The organism is uncultured Shewanella sp., assembly GCF_947491715.1.
Taxonomy (GTDB): Bacteria; Pseudomonadota; Gammaproteobacteria; order Enterobacterales; family Shewanellaceae; genus Shewanella.
Map to the genome: position 1 here is coordinate 1 of NZ_CANLKR010000008.1, position 23,321 is coordinate 23,321.

Here is a 23,321-nt window from a genome sequence, read left to right on the forward strand (position 1 = left end):
GATGCAGAGCCTTATCATCTTGATGCTAGAATAGATACCGTCGATGCAGCCGGAAACCCCGGACATGCAAACCAAGGGCATGAATACGGCGTCGATGTCATCCCTCCTGTTGCCGAGGTGTTTGTCTCCAGCATCGCGAATGATGACTATCTGAACTACGAAGAATCTCTTCCTTACTTTTTCGATCTTTCTGGAGTTCCTGTTCCCGTGATGCTTGATGCTAGTGGAAACTTCATACCCAGTTTTCCCATTGCTCAAGACTCTGATGGTGATGGGCTCCCTGATATGATTGACATTGACGCTGATGGTGATGGGCTTCCTGATTCTGTAGGTCTCGACAATAATCCCGACACTGACGGGGATGGCATTATTGACGATATGGATCTTGATGCAAATAATGACGGTATTCTTGATATTCAATTAACACAGGATGGAGATGGAGATGGTATTCCTGACTTTGTTGATTCATCAACAAATAGTCAAGGCTTCTCACAAGTTGATGTAGATCAAAATAACGATGGCATTTTGGATCAAATGCAAATAGATTTAAATCGAGATGGTATACCCGACTTTGTTCAAAATGAATATTTTGATACTGATTCAGATGGTATACCCAACTTGAATGAAGGTGTTAATGCAAATGGTATACCCAACGTTGCTCTGCTTGACGATGATGGGGATGCTATTCCTGACTTTATAGATCTTGATGCAAACAATGATGGTGTCGTTGATTTAGTACTAGAAAATGAATCAGTTTTCATTAACAGTGATGGCATCGGTTTACCTGATTTTGCGCCAAATGTGTCCGTTACGGGTTATGCAACCGGTGATGAAACTACTGCTGGTGATATTGTAGCACTTCACATCTTCATCGATGGCGTTAAAACCCCCCTAGGAGAAGGCGCATTAATGCTCAATGCTGGCGGAATACTCACCTATAACATTCCTGTCAGTGGTCATTTACTCTCACGTGCCGACAGCAACATTGATGGCAGTAACACCGTCACTGCGTCTTTAACCGTGATCGATACTGCACAAAACAGTACCACTGTCACTAATACTGGTAACTATCAAGTCGATATCATTGTCCCAGAAGCTGAAGTCTTTATATCAACCATTGCAGACGATGGCTGGCTCAACAATGCTGAATCTGATGCCAACGTCTCCATTACAGGATATGCCACCAGCAGTACTGATAATATTGAAGGAAATATCGTCACGCTCTATGTCGATATCAATGGAACCGCAACCTTAATTGGTAGCGGCCCATTAATCGAAAACCCAGATACAGGTAAGTTGGAGTACTCTATCGGGGTCAGCGGTGACAAATTGTCTCAAGCAGATGACAATCAAGGTGAATATACTGTCGCAGCTTTTCTCACTGTCACCGATAATGCGCTCAATAGTATCACGGTCACCAATACTAATGATTATCAAGTTGATACCACCCCTCCCGCACCGCTCTCTATCACACTGGACCCCAATATAACAGATGATGATATTATCAACACACAAGAGGCTGAGGCTACTCTTGAAAATCAACCTATTTGGATTTCAGGGAAAGTTGCTGGTGAGTTCAATGTTGGAGAATTAGTTACACTAACAATTCAAACGGACATTGACGTATTTGAAGTCACCACTCCCGTTATAAATGCCCAAGGGGACTTTCAATATGCCTATTCAGGAGCTTTGTTAGTAGCCGATATTGATAAAACCATTAAGGCTGAATTTACTTCAACGGATCAAGCTGGCAATAGCCGCACTGTGTTTGATGATGAAAGTTATACCGTTGATACTCAAGCCCCCAACATTAGCATCACTATCAACGAGATTGTTGAAGTACTAGGTCAAGATGACGACCCTAACGCCCCACCTGTACCCGAATTCTTTAATGTGACCCTAACAGGGACAATCACAAGCGATCAGCCTTTCGGTCCACAAGATTTTGTTGAAATCGAGTTTAATGGAACAATTTACGATAACCTTGAAGCTGGCGATTTCGATGTGATCATTACCCCTAATAATGATATCAATGGTAGTAATCTATTCACGGCAATCTGGTCACTCACCCTGCCTAATGAAACATTACGGGCCAATGACATTGACGGTGATGGAGCAGCACAAATCAATGCACGCTATAACACACAAGATCCGGCGGGCAATCAAGCACTTCCCGCCGAAGCTTCAGCCAATTACACTATAAACAAAGATGTGGTTGCAATAGCTGATACAGAAATAATGCAACCCGATGCTCATTTTCATCTCGATATCGAAACAGAATATGGCGCATTTTATATCGATATTGATGGTACGTTACACCCTGTCATTGCTGGTGAAAATTCCCCTGTCGGTGGTGAACTCGTCTTTATTCCAGAAATTGAAACTTTTCAAGATCTCGTTGAAGATGTTAATTTAGGCAGCTCAGGAATTCCAGCGAGCCTATACGATTGGGGAGAGATTGATCCAAACGATCTTAGCACGGCCACTTTTTATCAAGGGGCGCTAAAAATCACCACTCAATTGCTTAATGATGACCCAGAAAATGGTAATCCCTTAACAGTATATAATGGAAATGGAGACGTTGACGATCATGTCGGCAATGGCATAGGAGGCGATAACAACGGATTAGAAATCGGTGAGTCCTTAATGGTGACTATTGATGACATGAGCGATGATCCCATAAGTGTCAATGAAGTTACCCTTGTTTTAAAAGGCTTAGGCAGTTGGTTTGATGAAAACGACAATAATGCAACAGAAGTACTCATTATTGCCAGAGACATCCATGGAAACGAAATCGATAGAAAAGGCGATTTCAGGGATTCTGGTATCGCAACTGACACATATAAATTCACCAGTGATGTGGCTTTTCATTCCTTTGAATTAACAACCCAACTGGGTGATAACAATATTACTGGCAACAGTGGAAGCTATGTCGTTCATAGTATGATCTTATCGCAAACCTTATTAATTAATACACCTGTACTCATTACACAACCAGATTTAACCACCACAACTGAGTCTGTACTAATCAGCCTGACGGCTCATAACAGTGACACACCAGTACCTATCACAGATCTTGCCTTTGCCAATGTAATTGAACCTGTGGTTGCCGAAATCAGAGTTATGGAAGATGATGTACTTGTTATTCATGCTGATCAGCTCCTGCACAATGATTATGACTTAGATCCTGATAGCAATAATAATGGTGTCATCGATGACAATGAACAAACCAATGGCATCACTCCCGATCCTCTCTTCATAACCCATGTTACAGCAACAGCAAACACACATGGTACCCTTGTATTTGATACATTAACGGGTGAAATCACTTACACACCCGACCCAGGTTATAGCGGCCCAGCCTCATTTGAGTATACCATTACGGACAGTCATGGCGCCGATGGTACCACACAAGTCAAAATCAATGTCATTCAGGATTATGCCGAGTTTGACATAATGTTGAATCCCATTGCGGGTGATGGCTTGATTAACTACGAAGAATCTTTTGGCCCCGTTGCTTTATCCGGTCGCGTTGACGCAGAGTTTGATCTCACTGGCGAAACCGTCATGATTGAAATTGACTTTGTTAGAATAGATATTCCGCCTTTTATCCACCTTTATGAAGCCACTATTTTAGATGATCAAGGGAACTTTATTATTGAAAATATTTTAACTGACTTCATTACAACCGATGAATTTATACCGGGCTGGCATTATGGTGAAGAGACCTCATTTTCACACGAAGACCTCTTTACTGCAACAGCCCGTATTCAGGCCTTCGATCCGAACGGCGGATACCATCAGGCTGAGGCATCGATAAGCGCTGTCACCGATGCGCAGCTACCGGAGTTTACAATCACAATTGGCGAAATCGATACCGTGCAGCAATACGACAATGCAGATGACTATCAACCCGTTATTGTTACTGCCACCTTAAATTTAGCCTTCCCTGACCAAGACTTACCATTAACAGGTGATAACCAAGCAACATTGATCGTTAATAATCAATACTATACTGGCTTTATCGACCCTTATGGCTTTGTACAGTTTGCCGTTGACGGCCAAGACATGGCATCCGACTCCAGTTTATCCGTCATCGCCATGCTCACCGATGAAGCGGGCAACAGTTTTTCACCTGCCGACCCCACAAACGCAAGCTATGTTGTTAACGCACAACCCGACGCCGTTGATGACAATGAAGCTAAAGAGCCTTATGCCACGGTCACCCTTACTGATGATTTTACCTACGGGGAGCTACAGTATTCTGAAGATGGTTCCACTTGGTACACACTTGAACTGGGCGATTCAATCACTACAACCGACAGTACTCAATTTCAAATGAAGCAAAATGAAGAGGTCAAAGATCTAACAAACGATATTTTCCTTGGCACAACTGATGGAACAACCGCTGAAATCTCTGACTGGGGAACACAACTAAACGATACTACTATTCGTTACGATGTTCCTGAAGAAAACGGTGGAGGAACAATAAGAACCATACTTTTTGGAAGCGCATTTACCAACTATAATGAACCAACTAACTCTACAGGTGTTGGTATTGGCGATAGTGACAACGTAGGGCAAGGAATTGATGGTAATGATACTATTACTCTACTGTTCAGTGAAGAAGTGAAATCTAATCAATTATCACTTAAAGTTGACGGCATTGGCGTCTATTTTACCGAAGGTAGCACTGGTAGTAATGCTAATGCGGTTTATATCGACGCTCACCTAGAGAATGGTCAGGTCATTAGACAGATTGATTATAAAAACACCGACGGTACTTTTTTAGAAACCTTTGTTTTTAACACTGGTTCTTCTGAAGTTACTAAGTTTGTTATTGGTACAGTCAACAACACCGATGGCAATATTGTTCTAAGAAGCGTTACTGTCTCTCAAACCTTACTCGATGATGCAACTATAGAGATCACACAACCTGATAATACAATTGAACCTTTAACCATAGATAAAATTTTAACCAATGAAAATGCCGAAAATGATATACCATTAACAAATATTACCGAGTCAATCAACGCTCCCGTCTTCGAGCCCTTTGAGATCGTCTCAGGAGAAACAATTTTCATATCCTTTGCAGACTTAACGGTCAATGACAGTGATCCTGAAGGCAACCCCATTAATATTATTGATGTACAAGCCGGAGCGAATTCACAATTTGACGTCATGCTGGGCGACATGATGGGTGAAAAAGGAGTCTTTGTCACTGCTGCTGACGATTTCAGCGGTGAATCCACTTTCACTTACACCTTAATTGATGATCGAAGCGGTCAAGACACTGCTACTGTTACAGTGATAGAAGGAGATTATAATGCGCCTGACGTCATTATCCCTGAATCACCCGAAGTGGTTATTGTCACCGACAGCAATGATGATGGCTGGCTCTCTGCAGCAGAGCTTGAACAAAATCCAGATCAAGTACAAGTCTGGGTGTCGGCTGACCAGCTTAGCCAGCCAGACAGTTATATGAGCATCAGTATTGATAATAACGGCGCTGTTACACAAGTGCTTGCCAGTTTAAACAACGGAACACTAGAGGTCACCGATGCTGCTGGGAATGGCGTCTTCGGCTTTACCTATCAAACCGATGTCGCAGGCTCAGGTAAAGACATCATTCGTTGGTCTGAAACTATTCCGCTACACACTGCCGTGAGTTTAAGTGTGACGGCAGCCAATGTTGTTGAGGGGACGATTTCTGCCACTAGCACCGATAGTGCCGATCTATTAATCGATGATGCGCTAGCGGGATTAAATCAACAAATCGAGAACCAAGCAGAGCAAGAAGAACAAGATCGTATTGATGAAATCAACGGCTTGTTAACGCAAGTGAACAACTTAAATGAAGAGATTAGTCAGCGTGAAGGCGAGATACTCGCATTAGATATCGCAAGGGGAAATGAGTATCAACAATATGATGACTTCATTAGCGAGACCAATGCCAGAATACAGGCCAACGAAGAGGAACGTAATGACTTCATTGATGCGTTAGAAAACGACCCTAGCTTAACCTTGCTCGACATTGCTAACATTAACACGGCAATATTGGCACTCGAGGCAAAAATCTTGGAAGATAACACCTTGATTGCTCAAGCCGACAGTGATGAAGCAGCTGCTGCCGGTCTATATGCTTCACTTAGACAAGATCTACTAGAACAACTCGACAGTAAACACACTGAAAAAGATGGCCTAGAAGCTGATATACAGCATATTGTTCAACAACTTGAAAGTGATGATAACCTGTATATTGTTGGTACAGACAATAATGATGACCTTAAAGGTTGGCATGGCAACGATGTCATTCAAGGATTAGCTGGTGATGATATTCTATTAGGAGAAGGCGGTAATGATATATTACTGGGCGATGAAGGGGAAGATGTCCTCATCGGTGGTTCTGGTAATGATATACTCATTGGCGGTGAAGGAATGGATACCTTTAAATTTTCACCAAATGATGGAACCGACCTCATTAAAGATTTTAATCTCAGTGAAGATAGGATTGATATCAGTTCCTTACTTGATGACTCTAATGGGTTAACTGATTTAGAACAACAGCTTAATATTTCACTGGACGCAGATGGCAATACTCTCATCGATATTGACAGTAGTCATGATGGGGATATGAATCAACACATTGTCCTTGATGGCGTCGACTTGTTTACTCACTTTAATACTGACAACACAAGTGAAATCATTAATGCACTGATTAACGAAGGCAATGGCGCCTTAATTGTTGCAGCGCCATCATCCGAACTACCACTTGAAGAACCACCAATGAATCCATAAGCATAATCCAGCAACCTAATAAAAAAACCCTGCAACACTGTGCAGGGTTTTTTATCCTTGCGATATTTTTCCATTCACCATTCCCTCTGCTTTGTGCAATACATGTATGGCATGATGAATAACCATGGCAAACTGGCAAACTGGTCTATTTTGACCAATACTTTTCACACGAGAAGGATTATCAAGGAAAGTCATTCTGTGTCAGATACGACAGTAACGCCAGATGAGCATAACACTCAAGACAAACAATGGACCATCTCTGCTTCTCAACGAGTGACACAAGATCCTTTGCTCGACTGCTTAGTTCTCATGACGGAATATTTTGGTTCGCCTTGTTCCAGTGATTCGATGACAGCAGGATTACCTCTTTCAAGTAGTGTATTGACGCCGGAATTGTTTCCTCAAGCGGCGGCCAGAGCTGGGCTATCGGCAAAATTGGCACGCAAAGGGCTAGACCAAATTCCCCCTATTTTATTTCCTTGTGTGTTATTACTTAAAAACCAAAAAGCCTGTTTGTTAAGAGAAATTGATTCTAAACAAGATAAAGTGACCATTCAGCTTTCTGAAACGGGTGGTCAAGAGTCAATGAGTATTGAAGAACTTGAAACCATGTATGTCGGTTATGTGTTTTTAATAAAACAAGAATATCGTGGTGATAAAAGCTTTAACTTACACTTACATCAAACCCGCACCCATTGGTTAATTCAAACACTAAAAGACTCTGCCCCTATTTATCGTGACGCACTCATTGCATCGGTACTGGTGAATATTTTTGCATTAGTCTCTCCCCTTTTTGTCATGAACGTCTATGACAAAGTGGTACCCAATCTTGCCTTTGAGTCACTTTGGGTATTAGCCATTGGGGCCGGAGTGGCCTATTTATTCGATTTCATCATGAGACAACTAAGAAGCTACCTAATTGATATAGCTGGAAAAAAAGTTGACATCATTGTGTCTTCACAAATTTTTGCTAAAGCCATCGGGATCCCTCTTGAAAAACGCTCTCCAAGTGTCGGAGCAATGGCAAAACAGGTGAGTGAATTTGATAGTATTCGTGATTTTTTAACCTCTGCAACGATTACTGCATTAGTTGATTTACCTTTTGCTGTCTTTTTCATCATTGTTATTTATATTGTTGCAGGCGATCTTGCTCTCATTCCCCTTGTTGGAAGTATTATCATTATTGGGTATACCTTACTCATACAATCTAGGTTGAAAGCGGCGATAGAAGAAAGTAATAAATTTCTCAGCCTCAAACATGGACACCTTATTGAGTCACTCGCCTCACTGGAATCCATAAAATCCAGTAGCGCAGAAGGTATTGTTCAAAAAAGCTGGCAACAAATGATAGGTCACACGGCGAACTGGCAATTAAAATCTAAGAAAATCACCACCTCTGTCACAAATGTTGCCACTTTCATCGTCCAGTTTTCAGTTATTTGTGTTGTCATTTTAGGCGTGTATCGTGTTGCCGATAATGCTATCTCTATGGGCGGTATTATTGCAGCAGTCATGTTATCGAGTCGAGCGATATCCCCTATGGCGCAACTTGCAGGATTGATGACCCGAGGCAATCATACCGCCAATGCATTGCGTCAAGTCAATGAAATCATGACTCAAGAAGATGAGTTTGAAAATAAAGGTCATCTTGTCAGTCGACAACGTATTATGGGGCAAATCGATGCTAACAATATTAGTTTCAATTACCCTGAATGTGAAAAGCCTAGCCTCTATCCTTTATCATTAAAAATTCATCCAGGCGAACGCGTCGCTATCATTGGCCGTAATGGCTCAGGAAAAAGTACCCTAGCTAAATTATTAATCGGGCTTTATAAACCCACTAAAGGAAGTTTACGCTATGATGGTCTCGATTCAGCTCAAATACACCCAAGTGACCTTCGTCGAAATTTTGGCTACTTACCCCAAGACGTCACTTTGTTTCATGGTTCCATTAGAGATAATATTCTTTTTGGTACTCGTCAAGTCACTGAACACCAACTCATTCGAGCAGTTCAACTTTCAGGCGTCAGTTTATTTACCGATCTCGAATCTGAAGGGTTAGATCAACAAGTCGGTGAAGGTGGACTCGCTCTATCAAGAGGACAAAGGCAAATTGTCGCTTTAGCGAGAGCCACTTTAAACGATCCCCCCGTTTTATTAATGGATGAACCTACAGCGAGTTTAGATGCTCGAGCTGAAAAGCAGTTTGTTAATGCAATGGAGCATGTTTCAAAAGATCGCACTTTACTTTTAATCACACATAAAATGCATCTACTTAAATTAGTCGATCGTATTATCATCCTTGATAATGGTCGTATTATTGCCGATGGCGCTAAAAAAGAAGTACTAGAAAAACTCAATGCGGGTACCCTTAACGCAGGGGCGTCACATGAAAAATAACATCACGTACGCCAGCACTATGATTACCGAACTATTTTTTCCTCACCAGTACACTCCCTGTGGTCAATACTCATTCTTTCTTTTAACCACCTCCCAATTGAGATCACATCATGAGTAAGCAAATTCAATCTAACGATTTAGACATGGTCGATGATGTTTATGGTGCAATGATGACAGAGGCTCCATTCAGTCATAAGCTGATTATTTGGGCGTTAAGTGCATTATTTATTTGTTTTTTTATATGGGCATATTTTTCTAAAATTGATCAAGTCACCACAGGCTCGGGTAAAGTCATTCCTTCTTCTCAAATTCAACTCATTCAAAGTTTAGATGGAGGCGTTTTACTCGAGATGCACGTCAAAGAAGGCATGATGGTAAGAAAGGGGCAAGCTCTTGCTCGCATTGATGCAACTCGGTTCCGCTCTGATCTTGCTCAACAAGAACAAGAAGTCTCAAGTTTACAGGCTAATATTATACGATTAGAATCTGAATTAAATAGTATTGATATTGCCAGTCTAGCAACCGATTGGCGAGAACAAATTAAAATCACGCCTGAGCCTTTAGCTTTTCCTGATGCAATGGTCAAAAGCCATGCCAATATGGTCGAGAACCAACGCCGAGAATATCAAAATAGACTCGATAACTTAAGTAACCATTTAGAAATTGAAACACGAAAAATCCAACAACGCCAACAAGAAGTACAAGAGCTCGCATCAAAAATAAGAACCTTAACGAAAAGCTTTCAACTCATCAGCCGAGAGTTAGATTTAACCAAACCATTAGCCCAAAAAGGCATCGTACCTGAAGTTGAATTACTCAAATTACAACGGACTGTCAATGACATTCAAGGCGAGTTATCGACATTACGGGTCCTGCGTCCAAAAGTAAAATCGATTCTCGATGAGGCGATTTTAACTCGCAGAGAGCATACCTATAACTTTATTGCAGATACTCGTGCAGAGCTCAATGATTTACAAGCAACATTACGCCGTATCAACGAAGCACAAGTGGGCACTCAAGATAAGGTCAGTAAGGCAGAAATCATTTCTCCTGTGAACGGCACAATCAAAACTGTCAATATTACCACCTTAGGCGGAGTGGTAAAGCCGGGGGAAAATATTATTGAAATTGTTCCAACAGATGATCAGCTGCTCATTGAAACCAAAATATTACCAAAAGACATTGCCTTTCTACATCCCGGTTTACCCGCGATTGTCAAAATCACCGCCTATGACTTTACTCGATATGGTGGCTTAGATGGGACCGTCGAGCATATTAGTGCCGATACCACTCAAGATGAAGAAGGAAATAGCTTTTATTTAGCCATAGTGAAAACGAAGCAGTCGAGCCTAACAAAAGATGATGGCACCGTCATGCCCATCATTCCAGGAATGCTAACAAGCGTTGATGTAATTACTGGGCAAAGATCCATTTTGGAGTACATACTTAACCCAATACTTCGGGCAAAAGAAACCGCCTTAAGAGAGCGATAAGATGCAAACATCACTGTGATAACAAAATCGTTTCGTATAAACGAAAAATAAACATTGGAGGGAACCCTATGAAAAGCCGCTCAATCATTAAATTATGCCCAAGTTTGATCGCTTTGGCTATTAGCAGTGTATTTACATCAGTATCTTACAGTCAAACATTAGAACAGGCTGTTGCTCATACTTTAGAAAGCAATCCAGAAATCCGCATTGTCTTCAATCAATTTAAAGCCAGCCAAGAACAAGTGAAACAAGCAGAATCAGGCTTTATGCCCACACTCGATCTGACTGGCGGTTATGGCTTGGAAAGAACCAATAGCCCTGCCACACGTAATTTAAATACAACCGATCCCGCTGATTACCCCAATGATTACTTAGATCTTAATCGTGGTGAATTTGGCTTGAGTATTCAACAGATTATTTTTGATGGTTTTTTTACCACCAGCGAAGTTGACAGAAGTCGTTTTGAAGCCAGTGCTGAACAATGGGCTTTATTTGCAGCAGCAGAAGATATGGCATTGGAGGCCACCCAAGTATACATTAAGTATATTCAATCAGAGCAAGTGCTCACGTTAGCGGAAAAAAACCTCGTTACCCATCAAACCATTTACGACCAAATAAAACAAAGAACCAATTCTGGCCTCGCCTCCACAGCCGATTTATCTCAAATTACTGGGCGACTCGCTAGAGCCAATGCCAATGTCATTTCAGCAATGAACAATTTTTACGATGCAAAATCTGAATATATTCGCATTATTCACCTCCCTCCTGAAAATCTGATTGTGCCTATGCCAGATGCTGATTTACTGCCAGCGGATCTAATGGCTGGCATTGAAGTCGCACAAGAACGCCACCCCGTATTACAGTCTGCGGCAAAAGATATTCAAGCAGCCGAATCCGCTAAAGAAGCTTCAAAGTCAGGTTATTATCCAAAATTTACTCTCGAGTTTGATGGTAGCTGGGATAATAACTTAGACGGGGTAAACGGTGATGTAAACGGTGTGCAAGGTTATTATAATGAGCTCGTTGGCATGATAAGGGTCAAATACAATTTATTTGCTGGCGGCAAAGATCTCGCCACTGAGAAAAAAGCGGCTTATAACTTAAGTGAGTCAAAAGAAATCAGACAAAGAGCAGAGCGTCAAATCGTGGAAGGTTTAAGTCTCGCATGGAATGCTTATGAATTATTAACCCCCCAAAAAATGTTTATCAAAGAACATGTCATCGCAGCCAAAGAAACTCAACTTGCCTATCGTCAACAATTTAACCTAGGCCAACGTACATTATTAGATTTACTTGATACCGAAAATGAACTATTTGAAGCACGAAAGAGTTACTTAACGGCTGAATATGACGAAATTATTTCACAATACCGCCTACTCAATGCCACAGGCCAACTACTCAGTTCATTACGTGTCACTCGCCCTGAAGTCTGGTTTAGCGATAACCAATATTTACAAGGAAGTTACTAATGAAAAAATTAACGCTTTTTTTAACGATCGGTATATTATCGGGTTGTTCAAGTATTGACACTATGGATAATCCCACCATTCAAGTCTATGACCTTAATGATTATGATGCTGATGGTGTTATTGCACAAAGAGATCGCTGTAAAGATACGCCTTTAGGCGCAATGGTCGACAATTACGGTTGCCCGATTGTTGATCCCGTACACCAAAGAGAAGAAGTGAAGATTCAATTCGCCAATAATTCAGCCGTTATTCCGCCCGCTTTCTATTCTGAAGTAGAAGTTGTCGCTAAGCTCATGCAAACATACCCCACGGCGACAGCAACCGTTGAGGGCTACACGAGTAAAACAGGTTCTTACGAACACAACCTCACCTTGTCTAAAAGTAGAGCAATGGCAGTGAGCAGTTTACTATCAACCAAATATGATATTGATCCTAAAAGATTATCGACCAAAGGTTATGGTTATGATCATCCTGTTAACCCCGATAATCCCGCTGCAGCAGAAAACAGAAGAGTGATTGTGGATATCAGTAACAGCCAAAAAATAACCGATATGGATTGGCATATATACAGTGTCGATGAAGAAGCACAATAAGCACTTACCCGCTTAAAATGAATACTGTAAAGTTCTATATTACCGTGCTGCTTTTACTTTTGTATAGCCTACATAGCCATGCAAAACTCAAGCAGCTAGATGTTCCAAAAATTACTCAAGCGCTAGAAACCCATTATGGTCCTACAGCCAAACAGCGTGCGAGATTATGGTTTAGGTTAATTGATCAAGCCAGAGGGTTAGATGAACTAGATAAAATCATAAAAGTGAATGCATTTTTCAATCAATACACTTATATCACCGATATTAAGTTATGGGGACATGTGAATTACTGGGCAAAGCCACTGGAATTTATCGGGGTCGGCGCAGGTGATTGTGAAGACTTCTCTATTGCCAAATATTTTACCTTACTCTACTTAGGCGTATCTGAAGAAAAGCTGAGGATCACTATGGTAAAAGCCCCCAAGTTCAATCAAAACCATATGATTCTATCTTATTATGAAACGGCGTCATCAACTCCTTTAATACTTGATAATTTGGACTTAGATGTTAAAAAAGCCGACCAACGCCCAGATCTTATCCCTGTCTACAGCTTTAATGGTAGGCAATTATGGTTGAATAAAGAAAAGACACAAGGTGTACTTGCAGGATCTTCCAACCAATTAACATTGTGGAATGAATTACAACATCGTTTAGGTGTAGATCAACTTAATATTCCGATCCTAACATTGGAGCCGTTATGACACTCTTTCGACAAATCTACTCTTTATTATTGATTTTATTTCTGATTATTATACTCAGTATCAGTTATTTTCAGTTTTATGAAACTAAATCTTTTCTGACTCAACAAATGCGCTCTGATCTCAATAACACCAGCACATCATTAGGCCTGATGTTAGTCCCTGAGTTAGAAGCTGGAAATGCAGAACAAGTTAAAACCTTAATCAACACTCTATTTGAAGGAGGATACTACCAACAGATCACCTTAACTTGGCTTGTTGAAGGAGAGCAAGAAATATGGAATAACCCTTTAGAGATTAAAGAAGTACCCAATTGGTTTATTGCACTGAATTTATTTCCTTCAATCACTCAAGAAACAACAATCACATCTGGCTGGATCCAACTTGCAGAACTTGAAATCACCGCTCATCCAGGTATTGGATATAATAAGCTTTGGCAAAGCATGTCCAATTTATTAGTCACTGTTTTCATACTTTTCATACTTGCGCTTATCATTGCTAGGATCTGCTTAATTTGGCTATTAAAACCTTTACATAACTTATCAAAATACGCTAAAAACATTGCAAAAAGGCAATTTGATCCTCAAATGGAATTACCTAAGACAACGGAACTAAAAGAAGTTGTTCAAGCATTTAATTCAATGTCTATACAACTAAAGAAAGTATTTACATCACTAGATGACGAAATATCCTCGTTAAGAAGAACAAATTTGATTGATGATATTTCAAATCTTCCAAACAGGCAGTATTTAGTCAGCCGCTTAAATAGCTGGCTAAGTGAATCCAGCAGCGGTACTTTACTCATGGTAAAAATGGACTGGTTAGGTGACATACATAGCCAGCATGGCTATCAAGTTCGCGATCAAACCATACGCCTGCTGGCAAAAGAGATGCAACAACAATTGAATGAACTTGCCCCTTCTGTTATTGCTCGTATCGCTGCTTATGAATTCGCATTTCTCATCACTGATATAGAACGTGATTTAGTGAATAAATATTTGCAAACATTAATTAGAACCATCAACCAAGAGATTGCTAAGGCTGGCTGTACTGCTAATGAAAAATTCGCTATCGGTATCGCCGAAAGAAATGGACAAGTAAGTGTATCAGATATTCTCGCCCAAGCAGATAATGCCCTTCAAAGTGCCATCAGCCACAATAAAATTTTCTATTGGTATGAATCCCACGAACAGACACTTTTTACTCAAGTTCAATGGCGAGAAAACTTAATCTCAGCAATTGATAATAAAAGTTTCAAATTTAGACTGCAGCCCATTCATAAAATGAAAAGTCATGAAGTGCATACTAAAGAACTATTCTGTCAATTCTCTATCAACAAGACTCTCATTCCAGCAGGGCAATTCATGCCCTATATTGAGCAGTTATCATTAGGTGCAATCCTAGACAAATGTTTACTTGAAACATTACTCGACAAACAATTAATGACACTCAATGAAGAGCCTATTGTCATCAATTTAACCCATCAAAGTTTGAATGACACTGATTTCCATCTATGGCTTAATACTTTCCTTAAAAATACTAAATGGGAACAAAACGTTATTTTTGATATTCCTGAAGCCGCTGTATACAATAATTTCGACACATGCCAGGCATTATGTCAGATAATACAAAACAATGGTGCAAAATTCGGTATAGATCACTTTGGCCGTCAATTTGGTTCAATGTCTTACTTACAAAAATTACGACCTCAATATGTGAAATTAGATCAATCATTCACCGTCAATGATGATAGCCAGCATAATATCGAACTCAGGCGTGCGTTAGTCAACATTGCTGCCGAACTTAACATTGATGTCATCGCAACAGGCATTCAAAATAAAGAGCAACTGAATTACTTTAAAACCCTTAATATTCAATATTACATGGGCTTTATCTCTCCTCCTATAGACATTACTTTTTAATACCACCTTTTTGTTATCAAAAAGGTGGCTCATCCAATCAAATCATCAAACCATTAAGCAAAGTTAATATTTTAACGGATAAAAATATACAGACGGCTACCAATTGACAAAAACAACAAAAAATAAACATTTTTTAAACATTCGGTATTTAAGAAGAAAAATACATAAAAATGATGACAATAAAATAAATAACCCAATAAATCAAAAACAAAAATAATATAAAACACCAGTTACATCGCTAAATAAATGCAAAGCTAGAATCCCACTCTATCGAATGTTAAATTAACAAATATTTAGAAACAAATTAAAACTTATTTAATAATACATTTCACGCTAGTCTCAAATATGAACATAAGGTAAGGGATTGATACCTTCACTTCCACCCTCTCTGAAGGAGCCCTTCATTATGAGTATATTCGTTGCCACACAAAATGCTGTCATTGGATCGGTTTCTGGCCGATTACAAATAAAAGACCTAAATGGCCAAATTAGCCATCTTCGCGCTTTTGACTCTATAAAAATTGGAGAAGAAATCATCTTCAATAGTGAAAGTCAATTTGCATTAATTTTTGAAAATGGAGAGGCAATAACAAGCGATGATATCAACAATTTTCTTACCAAAGAATTAAATAACACAACCAATAATTCGTCTCTTTCTGAAGGAGAAACTGAAAACTTCCATACTCAACTCAGTGATGACATTGAATCTAATTACATTCAAATAGAACGAAATGCACCCGAAACACTCGCAACAGCAGAGTATGACTCCTCAACAGCCCCCCAACATCAATTTGTTTTTAGAGATAAAAAAATATTCCAACTTATAGATGATAATCAATTAGATAATAAAATTGATAACACCACTGATAATACTCTTCATGTCAATAATATTCTAGATACTAATGAAGTCATATCAACAGTCAATGTCCCAAAGCAAATTGAACAAGAATTAACAACAACGGATATTACAGACAATAGCTTCACAACTTCAATTAATAAGCCAGTTGATATCGATTTAACGCCATTCGACTTTTCTCTCCATTTAAACCCGATCACAGGAGATAATATACTGACGCCAAATGAAGCAATCGATATAGTAACTCTAACAGGGAAAGTCATTGGGGAATATAACGCTGACGATAAAGTCAATATCGGTGTCAATCATTCACAATATACTGTCAATATTGATAATGAGGGAATATTTAATCTACGTATACAGGGAAGTGAACTTAGCAAGGATAATAGTGTTACAGCCAGCTTAACAAGTACCAATAACCTAGGTAACGAGATCACTCAAACAGCAACCCAAGTATATGTTGTTAGCCCCATTTACACATTAGAAATTAATGAAGTGACAAATGATAATATTATTAATAAACAAGAATCCTTCGATAAAGTCAATATCACGGGTCGAATCAATGGGGTTGAAACCTTTCCTCTTCCTGAAGTTAACTCCATTAATATCATCATTTCAAGTGCTCAAGAACATATAGCAACAATAACGACATTGGTAAGTACAAATGGTGAATTCAATGCCAGTATTCATGGTGAGTATTTTTCCAACCACACAAATCCCTTGATAACAGCAACAACCCAAGTAGTTGACCTTGCAGGTAATAAAATAACTTTATCCACTCAAAAATACTTCTTCATAGACAGAAGCGATCCCGTTATCAGCCTAAAACTCGATCCTATTGCTGACGATAATCACCTATCATTTGATGAATCTCTTGGTACTGTTATCTTGTCTGGGCATGTCACCGGTGAATACCATGAGACAGATCAAGTCGAAATAAAAGTGAATGAGCAAGTATACAAGACACATGTCAATGCTAATGGCGCATTTAGTTTACCCATTAGTGGTAGTGAATTAAGTCAGGATACTCAAGTATTCGCCAGCTTTAGCAGTACTGACTCTGCTGGTAACCTAGCAAAGGTCAATGACAGCCAAATTTATACTGTCCCACCTTCGTATAGTTTAACGCTTAATAATATCACTGACGATAATATTATTAATAGTGAAGAAATAGACGGTAATTTAGTGATCAGTGGCAGTATTCTAAACGTAAAAACAGGTACATTCGTTGCCAACCAAGAGGTATACCTCACCGTCATAACGGATAAGTATCCTGAAGGCATATCCACGCTCGCCATAACAGATATTAATGGCCTATTTAATAGAGAAATAGATGCAAGCAATTTAATCGGTCACTCCGATATATCCATTACCGCCAGCACCACGATTGTTGACCCAACTACCGATACAAGAACAACGCTCTCAAAGGCACAGTCAATAACACTTGATATCGAAGGCCCCATTATTTCGCTAAACCTTGATCCAATTGCAGGAGATAATCATTTAACCCCTTCAGAGTCACTCAATCTTATCGAAGTCTCAGGGCAGATCACGGGTCAATTTGATATTAGCGAGCCAGTCGAAGTGAGTGTCAATGAGCGCATATATAAAACAAGCCTCAATACTGAAGGAGAGTTTTCTTTATCCATTGATGGTAATGAATTACGCCAAGACACCAGTATTTCTGCGAGTTTTAGCAGTAAAGATGATGCGGGTAATCTAACTCAAGTCATTGACAGTCAAGAGTACACTGTTAAGCCTATGTACACCTTAGAGCTTGATAACATCACCAATGACAATACAATTAATCTCGTAGAAATGAATGGGAATGTTTTGCTTCATGGCCGAATCAATCATATTGAGCCCGATGAAATAGCTGATAATCAAACCGTTTATTTACAACTTGAAAGTCAGCAAGGTTGGCGCATGACGGTAATGAGTTTAGTTGATGCCAATGGTCAATTTAGCGCTCCAATTGATGGAAACAAGTTAACCACTGAATCCGATTTAACCATTGATCTCAATACAACGATAACAGATACAACAGGTATTGACGTCAACATTTCCGCTTCTAAAACTTATGCCGTCGATCTCACCACACCTTTAGTTAGCTTAGCCCTTAATCCTATTACAGATGATAACTATCTTAGCTTGAATGAAGCTAACAATGATATATCTATCACAGGTCTTGTTACAGGTGATTACCACTTTGACGATCAAGTCATTATCACTATCAATAATCAACAGCATATTGCTAGCCTAAACAATGAAGGTGTATTTAATTTATCTATTGCTGGAAATGAACTCAAAACCGATACTCGCGTCACAGCGACCTTAACAACATCTGATAATGCAGGTAACATAACGACCGTTACTCACCATCAAGATTATGCTATAGCGCTACCACCTCTATCGGCAAACCCCGTCGATTTAATTGTTGATGATTTAAACCCTATTACCATTGACCCTGTCGATCACTCCAATGACTTAATTGTTGATGATTTAAATCCTATTACACTTGACCCTGTCGATCACTCCAATGACTTAATTGTTGATGATTTAAACCCTATTACCATTGACCCTGTCGATCACTCCAATGACTTAATTGTTGATGATTTAAACCCTATTACACTTGACCCTGTCGATCACTCCAATGACTTAATTGTTGATGATTTAAACCCTATTACCATTGACCCTGTCGATCACTCCAATGACTTAATTGTTGATGATTTAAATCCTATTACACTTGACCCAATACCGACTTTAACCACTGATACCATAACGGCTCCCGTCGAGTCACCAATGCTAGTTGACCCAGTATCGACTTTAACCACCGATACCATTACAGCGGATAATACATTAATCAATACCGTCGACTTTTCTAACAATGAAGGAGTCGATATCTTCATATTAAAAGCTGAAAGTCAAGGGGAAACACATATTACCGGATTTGATCTCAATAAAGATAAACTCGATTTAAGTGATATTCTTCAAGGTGAAGATGATATAGATAGCCTAGATAACATACTGCACTTTTCAACTGAAGACGGCGATACCATTATTGATATTGACAGTAACCATGACGGCCATATGAATCAACACTTGGTACTGAACGGGATCAATTTATTTACTTCATATTCCGTCAGTAGCGACAACGATATGATCCATGCTCTCATCGCGAAGAACAGCTTGATAGTAAAAACAAACACAGCTGGCTCAGAACCTGAGCCTATTGAAGAAAGCAGTATCACTTTCACCGCTTAAATTAGAGATAAAGAGCATGATCGTTTTCATGCTCTTAGCCGATAGAGTCATTATGCTTTATTCGGTCTCACTCCAAGTGTATGGCAAATAGCATAGGTTAATTCAGCACGATTTAAGGTATAAAAATGGAAATCTTTCACCCCTTCACGTGATAATACCTTCACCATATCAATCGCCACATTGGCGCCAACTAACTGACGAGTTGCAGGATCATCATCGAGCCCTTCAAATTGCTGATGTAGCCAATTAGGAATACCCACATTGGTCATGCCTGCAAATCGTTTCAATTGCTTAAAATTCGTCACAGGTAAAATACCAGGCACGATTTCAACGTCAATACCCGCAGTGACACAGCGATCACGAAAACGCAAATACGACTCCACATCAAAAAAGAACTGTGTAATTGCCCGATTGGCACCTGCATCAATTTTACGTTTTAGATGAATTAAATCCGCTTGAGCATTGGTTGCATCAGGGTGACCTTCTGGATAGGCCGCGACAGAAATATCAAAGTCAGCCACAGAGCGTAATAAACGGACTAAATCATTCGCAAAACGCGTCGGCTTAGGACTTCCTTCAGGCAAATCACCACGAAGGGCAACAATATCGCGAACCCCTGAATTCCAGTAATGTTTAGCCAACTCAATAAGCTCTTCATCACTGGCATCAACTAGCGTTAAATGAGGTGCAGCCACAAGTTGAGTTTCTTTCTGAATGCGTTCAATTACACTATGGGTACGATCACGGACACCAGAATTCGCACCATAGGTCACTGAGACAAATTTAGGATTTAAAGGCGCTAACCTTCTAATTGAATTCCAAAGAATGGTTTCCATTTCTGGCGTCGAAGGAGGGAAGAATTCAAAAGAGACATTTATATCACCATTTAGCTCAGATAAGCTTTGGTTTAATGAAGTCGCATGTTGTGCATGATGAAAAGCCATAAATAATTCCCTCAGATTTTAAATGGACGTTTGGACGTCTATATGTCCACATACTAGAGAAACTCTTCATTAAGTCAAGTCATAAAAAACACTCTGTTCATCTTTTTATGACTTTCCAAAAAGCTTAGCTAGGATCTTAGGGCTTATCCTGCTTCGATGTTAAATATAGGTTAATTTTAATCGTTCAAGATTTTATTTAAGTTAAAAAAAGTATATATATTATGGAAACTAAGCCATCCCTGCAATATACCCGTGATACATGAAGATGCATGTTTTCAGAGCCTGTAAAAGTACCTAATTCAAGGCGTATTATTGCAAGAATGCTTATTGCCTTTTAAGGTGATACAACTTCGATGTAGGTGATTTTACAGACTCCCAAAGGGCTGGTTTAAAAGCAGAAAATAAAATAGCAATAAAGTGGAAATGATAGACAGGAAAATGATGGTGACGAAACAATATTATCCCCATGACTGAACTTTAAAACATCACGGGGATAAAAACCATACTAAGCCGTACCACCAACGGTTAAAGAGTCTAATTTTAATGTTGGCTGCCCTACCCCTACAGGCACACTTTGGCCATCTTTACCACACACTCCCACACCTTTATCTAACGCCAAATCATTACCCACCATAGAAATTTGTCCCATGGCTTCTGGACCATTACCAATTAAGGTTGCTCCTTTAATAGGTTGAGTAATTTCACCTTTCTCTATTAAATAAGCTTCAGAAGCTGAAAACACAAATTTACCCGACGTAATATCCACTTGCCCGCCACCAAAGTTAGGTGCATAAATCCCTTTTTCAACAGATTGTATAATGGCTTGAGGATCTGAATGTCCAGCTTCCATGTAGGTATTTGTCATGCGTGGCATGGGTAAATGTGCATAAGACTCTCGGCGACCATTACCCGTCGATTGACAGCCCATCAAACCTGCATTTAATTTATCCTGCATATAACCTTTTAAAATTCCGTCTTCAATTAGCACTGTTTTTTGAGTGGGTACCCCTTCATCATCAATGCTTAAGGAGCCACGGCGATCGGCAATGGTGCCATCATCCACAACAGTAACAAGCGATGAGGCTACTTGTTGGCCCACTTTTCCACTAAACGCACTGCTGCCTTTACGATTAAAATCACCTTCTAAACCATGACCCACAGCTTCGTGTAACAATACTCCAGGCCAACCCGCACCCAATACCACGGCCATTTCACCCGCCGGCGCATCGATAGCACGCAGACTTACCTGTGCTTGACGTACCGCTTCTTTAGCAAAATAAAAGCAATAAGGTAACCCTGTATCATCTTCTTGCATTAGGACTTCATAAGCATGTCGGCCGCCGCCACCAGCACTGCCTCTTTCACGCTTTCCATTGTCTTCTAAAATCACACTGACATTGAATCGAACTAAAGGGCGAATATCCCCCGCTAAAGTACCATCACTTGCGGCCACTAAAATCTCTTCATGCACACCTGATAAACTGACAACCACTTGAGTGATGCGATCGTCTAAACTGCGCACATAAGCATCTGCTTGCTTTAATAGATTAATTTTTTTCACTTCTTCCATACCAGCAATAGGATCGTTACTGGTATATTGCACTTGCGCACTTTGACGCTGCCAAGCCTTCACTTGTGCCTGTTCGCCCGCCGATGCTATTCCTCTTGCAGCATTAACAGAAGCCGTTAGTGCTGCAGGTGTAATTTCATCAGCGTAGGCAAACCCCGTTTTTTCGCCCGTAATAGCGCGGACTCCCACACCTCTTTCAATATGAAAACTTCCCTCTTTAACGATGCCATCTTCTAACACCCAAGATTCGTTACGTGCACCTTGAAAATACAGATCAGAAAAGTCTACCTTATGCTGATGTATCTGTTTAAGGTAATCCTGCAAATCATCAATCGATAGTCCATCTTGCAATAAACTTTGTCCAACTTGTGTTAAAAATGGCATTCATTTCTCTCTTTAAGCTTTGTTCATTAGGCTTGGTAACGTAATTTCAGAATTATTCTATCAATTGAGGCTCAACAAAACGGTTATGTGCAGCTACAGGTATTTTTTGACGAATATTATTAAGTTGTGATTTATCTAATGGTGCTTGTATCCAGCCACAACCGGTCTCTTTTTGAGCAAGAATTCGTCCCCATGGATCCACTATCATACTTTGGCCCCAAGTTTCACGCCCACCATCACAAGCGCCCCATTGGTTTGCTGCCAACATGAAACATTGAGTTTCAATCGCTCTGGCTTGCACTAACGTTTGCCAATGTGCTTCTCCAGTCACTTTAGTAAAAGCAGAAGGCAATGCAATCAATTCCGCGCCCGCTAAGCGCATCGCTCGAAAAAGTTCAGGAAAGCGTAAATCATAACATATCGCTAAACCTATTTTCCCAAAAGGTGTCTCAATAACACTGATTTTATTACCAGGAAAAAAAGTATCACTTTCTCGATAAGTTTTCGTACTGTCACTGACTTCAACGTCAAACAAGTGTAACTTGTCATAATTCCCTAGCTCTTGTCCCCTATCATTAAACAAATAACTGCGGCTATAAACTCGACCATCATGTGCCAAAATCGGAATGGTGCCAGCAATTAAATAAACTTGATATTGCTTAGCTATGTTTGCTAATGACTCGACCAAAGGGCTCTCATCTGCGGCTTTAGCAATCTTTTTTTGTTCACTCTCAAGACCACCAAATAACAAGCAAGCTTCAGGCAGGACCACTAATTGAGGCTCATTCGCAATGCGAGGCAGTCGCGCAAGTTGAGCACGAATAAAATCTAGGTTGGCTTGAACATCTGCGCCACTTTGGCATTGTAATAGATTTATTTGCATGACGCTTCACCCTTAATAAAAACTTACTTTCCATTATACTCGAGATG

Annotated in this window: 11 protein-coding genes; 8 read left to right on the forward strand and 3 right to left on the reverse strand. The window is 39.9% G+C overall.

Annotated elements, in window-relative coordinates; all coding sequences use genetic code 11:
• From Q0779_RS08120 to Q0779_RS08155, 8 genes are all read left to right on the forward strand, one after another.
• Positions 1-6,798: Ig-like domain-containing protein (locus Q0779_RS08120; protein ID WP_298771455.1), on the forward strand; the 6,798-nt coding region annotated here is incomplete at its 5' end.
• 198 nt (positions 6,799-6,996) lie between these two features.
• Positions 6,997-9,198 (forward strand): type I secretion system permease/ATPase, encoded by a 2,202-nt coding sequence (locus Q0779_RS08125; RefSeq protein ID WP_298771457.1) that lies wholly within the window; start codon positions 6,997-6,999, stop codon positions 9,196-9,198.
• 110 nt (positions 9,199-9,308) lie between these two features.
• Positions 9,309-10,691 (forward strand): HlyD family type I secretion periplasmic adaptor subunit, encoded by a 1,383-nt coding sequence (locus tag Q0779_RS08130; RefSeq protein WP_298771459.1) that lies wholly within the window; start codon positions 9,309-9,311, stop codon positions 10,689-10,691.
• A gap of 68 nt (positions 10,692-10,759) precedes the next feature.
• Positions 10,760-12,160 (forward strand): TolC family outer membrane protein, encoded by a 1,401-nt coding sequence (locus Q0779_RS08135; protein WP_298771461.1) that lies wholly within the window; start codon positions 10,760-10,762, stop codon positions 12,158-12,160.
• Positions 12,160-12,753, forward strand: a complete 594-nt coding sequence (locus Q0779_RS08140; protein WP_298771463.1) for an OmpA family protein — start codon at positions 12,160-12,162, stop codon at positions 12,751-12,753. The genes Q0779_RS08135 and Q0779_RS08140 overlap by 1 nt, the downstream gene beginning before the upstream one ends.
• A 17-nt stretch (positions 12,754-12,770) precedes the next feature.
• The gene (locus Q0779_RS08145) at positions 12,771-13,454 is read left to right on the forward strand and encodes a transglutaminase-like cysteine peptidase (RefSeq protein WP_298771465.1); all 684 of its coding nucleotides are present in this window, start codon (positions 12,771-12,773) and stop codon (positions 13,452-13,454) included.
• A complete protein-coding gene (locus tag Q0779_RS08150) occupies positions 13,451-15,373 on the forward strand; it encodes an EAL domain-containing protein (protein WP_298771467.1) in 1,923 nt (640 codons plus the stop codon). The genes Q0779_RS08145 and Q0779_RS08150 overlap by 4 nt, the downstream gene beginning before the upstream one ends.
• Before the next feature lie 406 nt (positions 15,374-15,779).
• Entirely contained in the window at positions 15,780-19,493 is a 3,714-nt protein-coding gene (locus tag Q0779_RS08155) for an Ig-like domain-containing protein (RefSeq protein WP_298771469.1), read from the forward strand.
• A 50-nt stretch (positions 19,494-19,543) separates the two neighbouring features.
• Here Q0779_RS08155 and metF read toward each other — a convergent pair whose 3' ends face one another.
• From metF to Q0779_RS08170, 3 genes are all read right to left on the reverse strand, one after another.
• Positions 19,544-20,437, reverse strand: coding sequence for a methylenetetrahydrofolate reductase (gene metF, locus Q0779_RS08160; protein WP_298771471.1), 894 nt, complete (start codon positions 20,435-20,437; stop codon positions 19,544-19,546).
• A 505-nt stretch (positions 20,438-20,942) separates the two neighbouring features.
• Positions 20,943-22,391, reverse strand: a complete 1,449-nt coding sequence (gene tldD / locus Q0779_RS08165; RefSeq protein ID WP_298771473.1) for a metalloprotease TldD — start codon at positions 22,389-22,391, stop codon at positions 20,943-20,945.
• Between the two features lie 52 nt (positions 22,392-22,443).
• Entirely contained in the window at positions 22,444-23,274 is an 831-nt protein-coding gene (locus tag Q0779_RS08170) for a carbon-nitrogen hydrolase family protein (RefSeq protein ID WP_298771475.1), read from the reverse strand.
• Positions 23,275-23,321 lie beyond the last annotated feature (47 nt).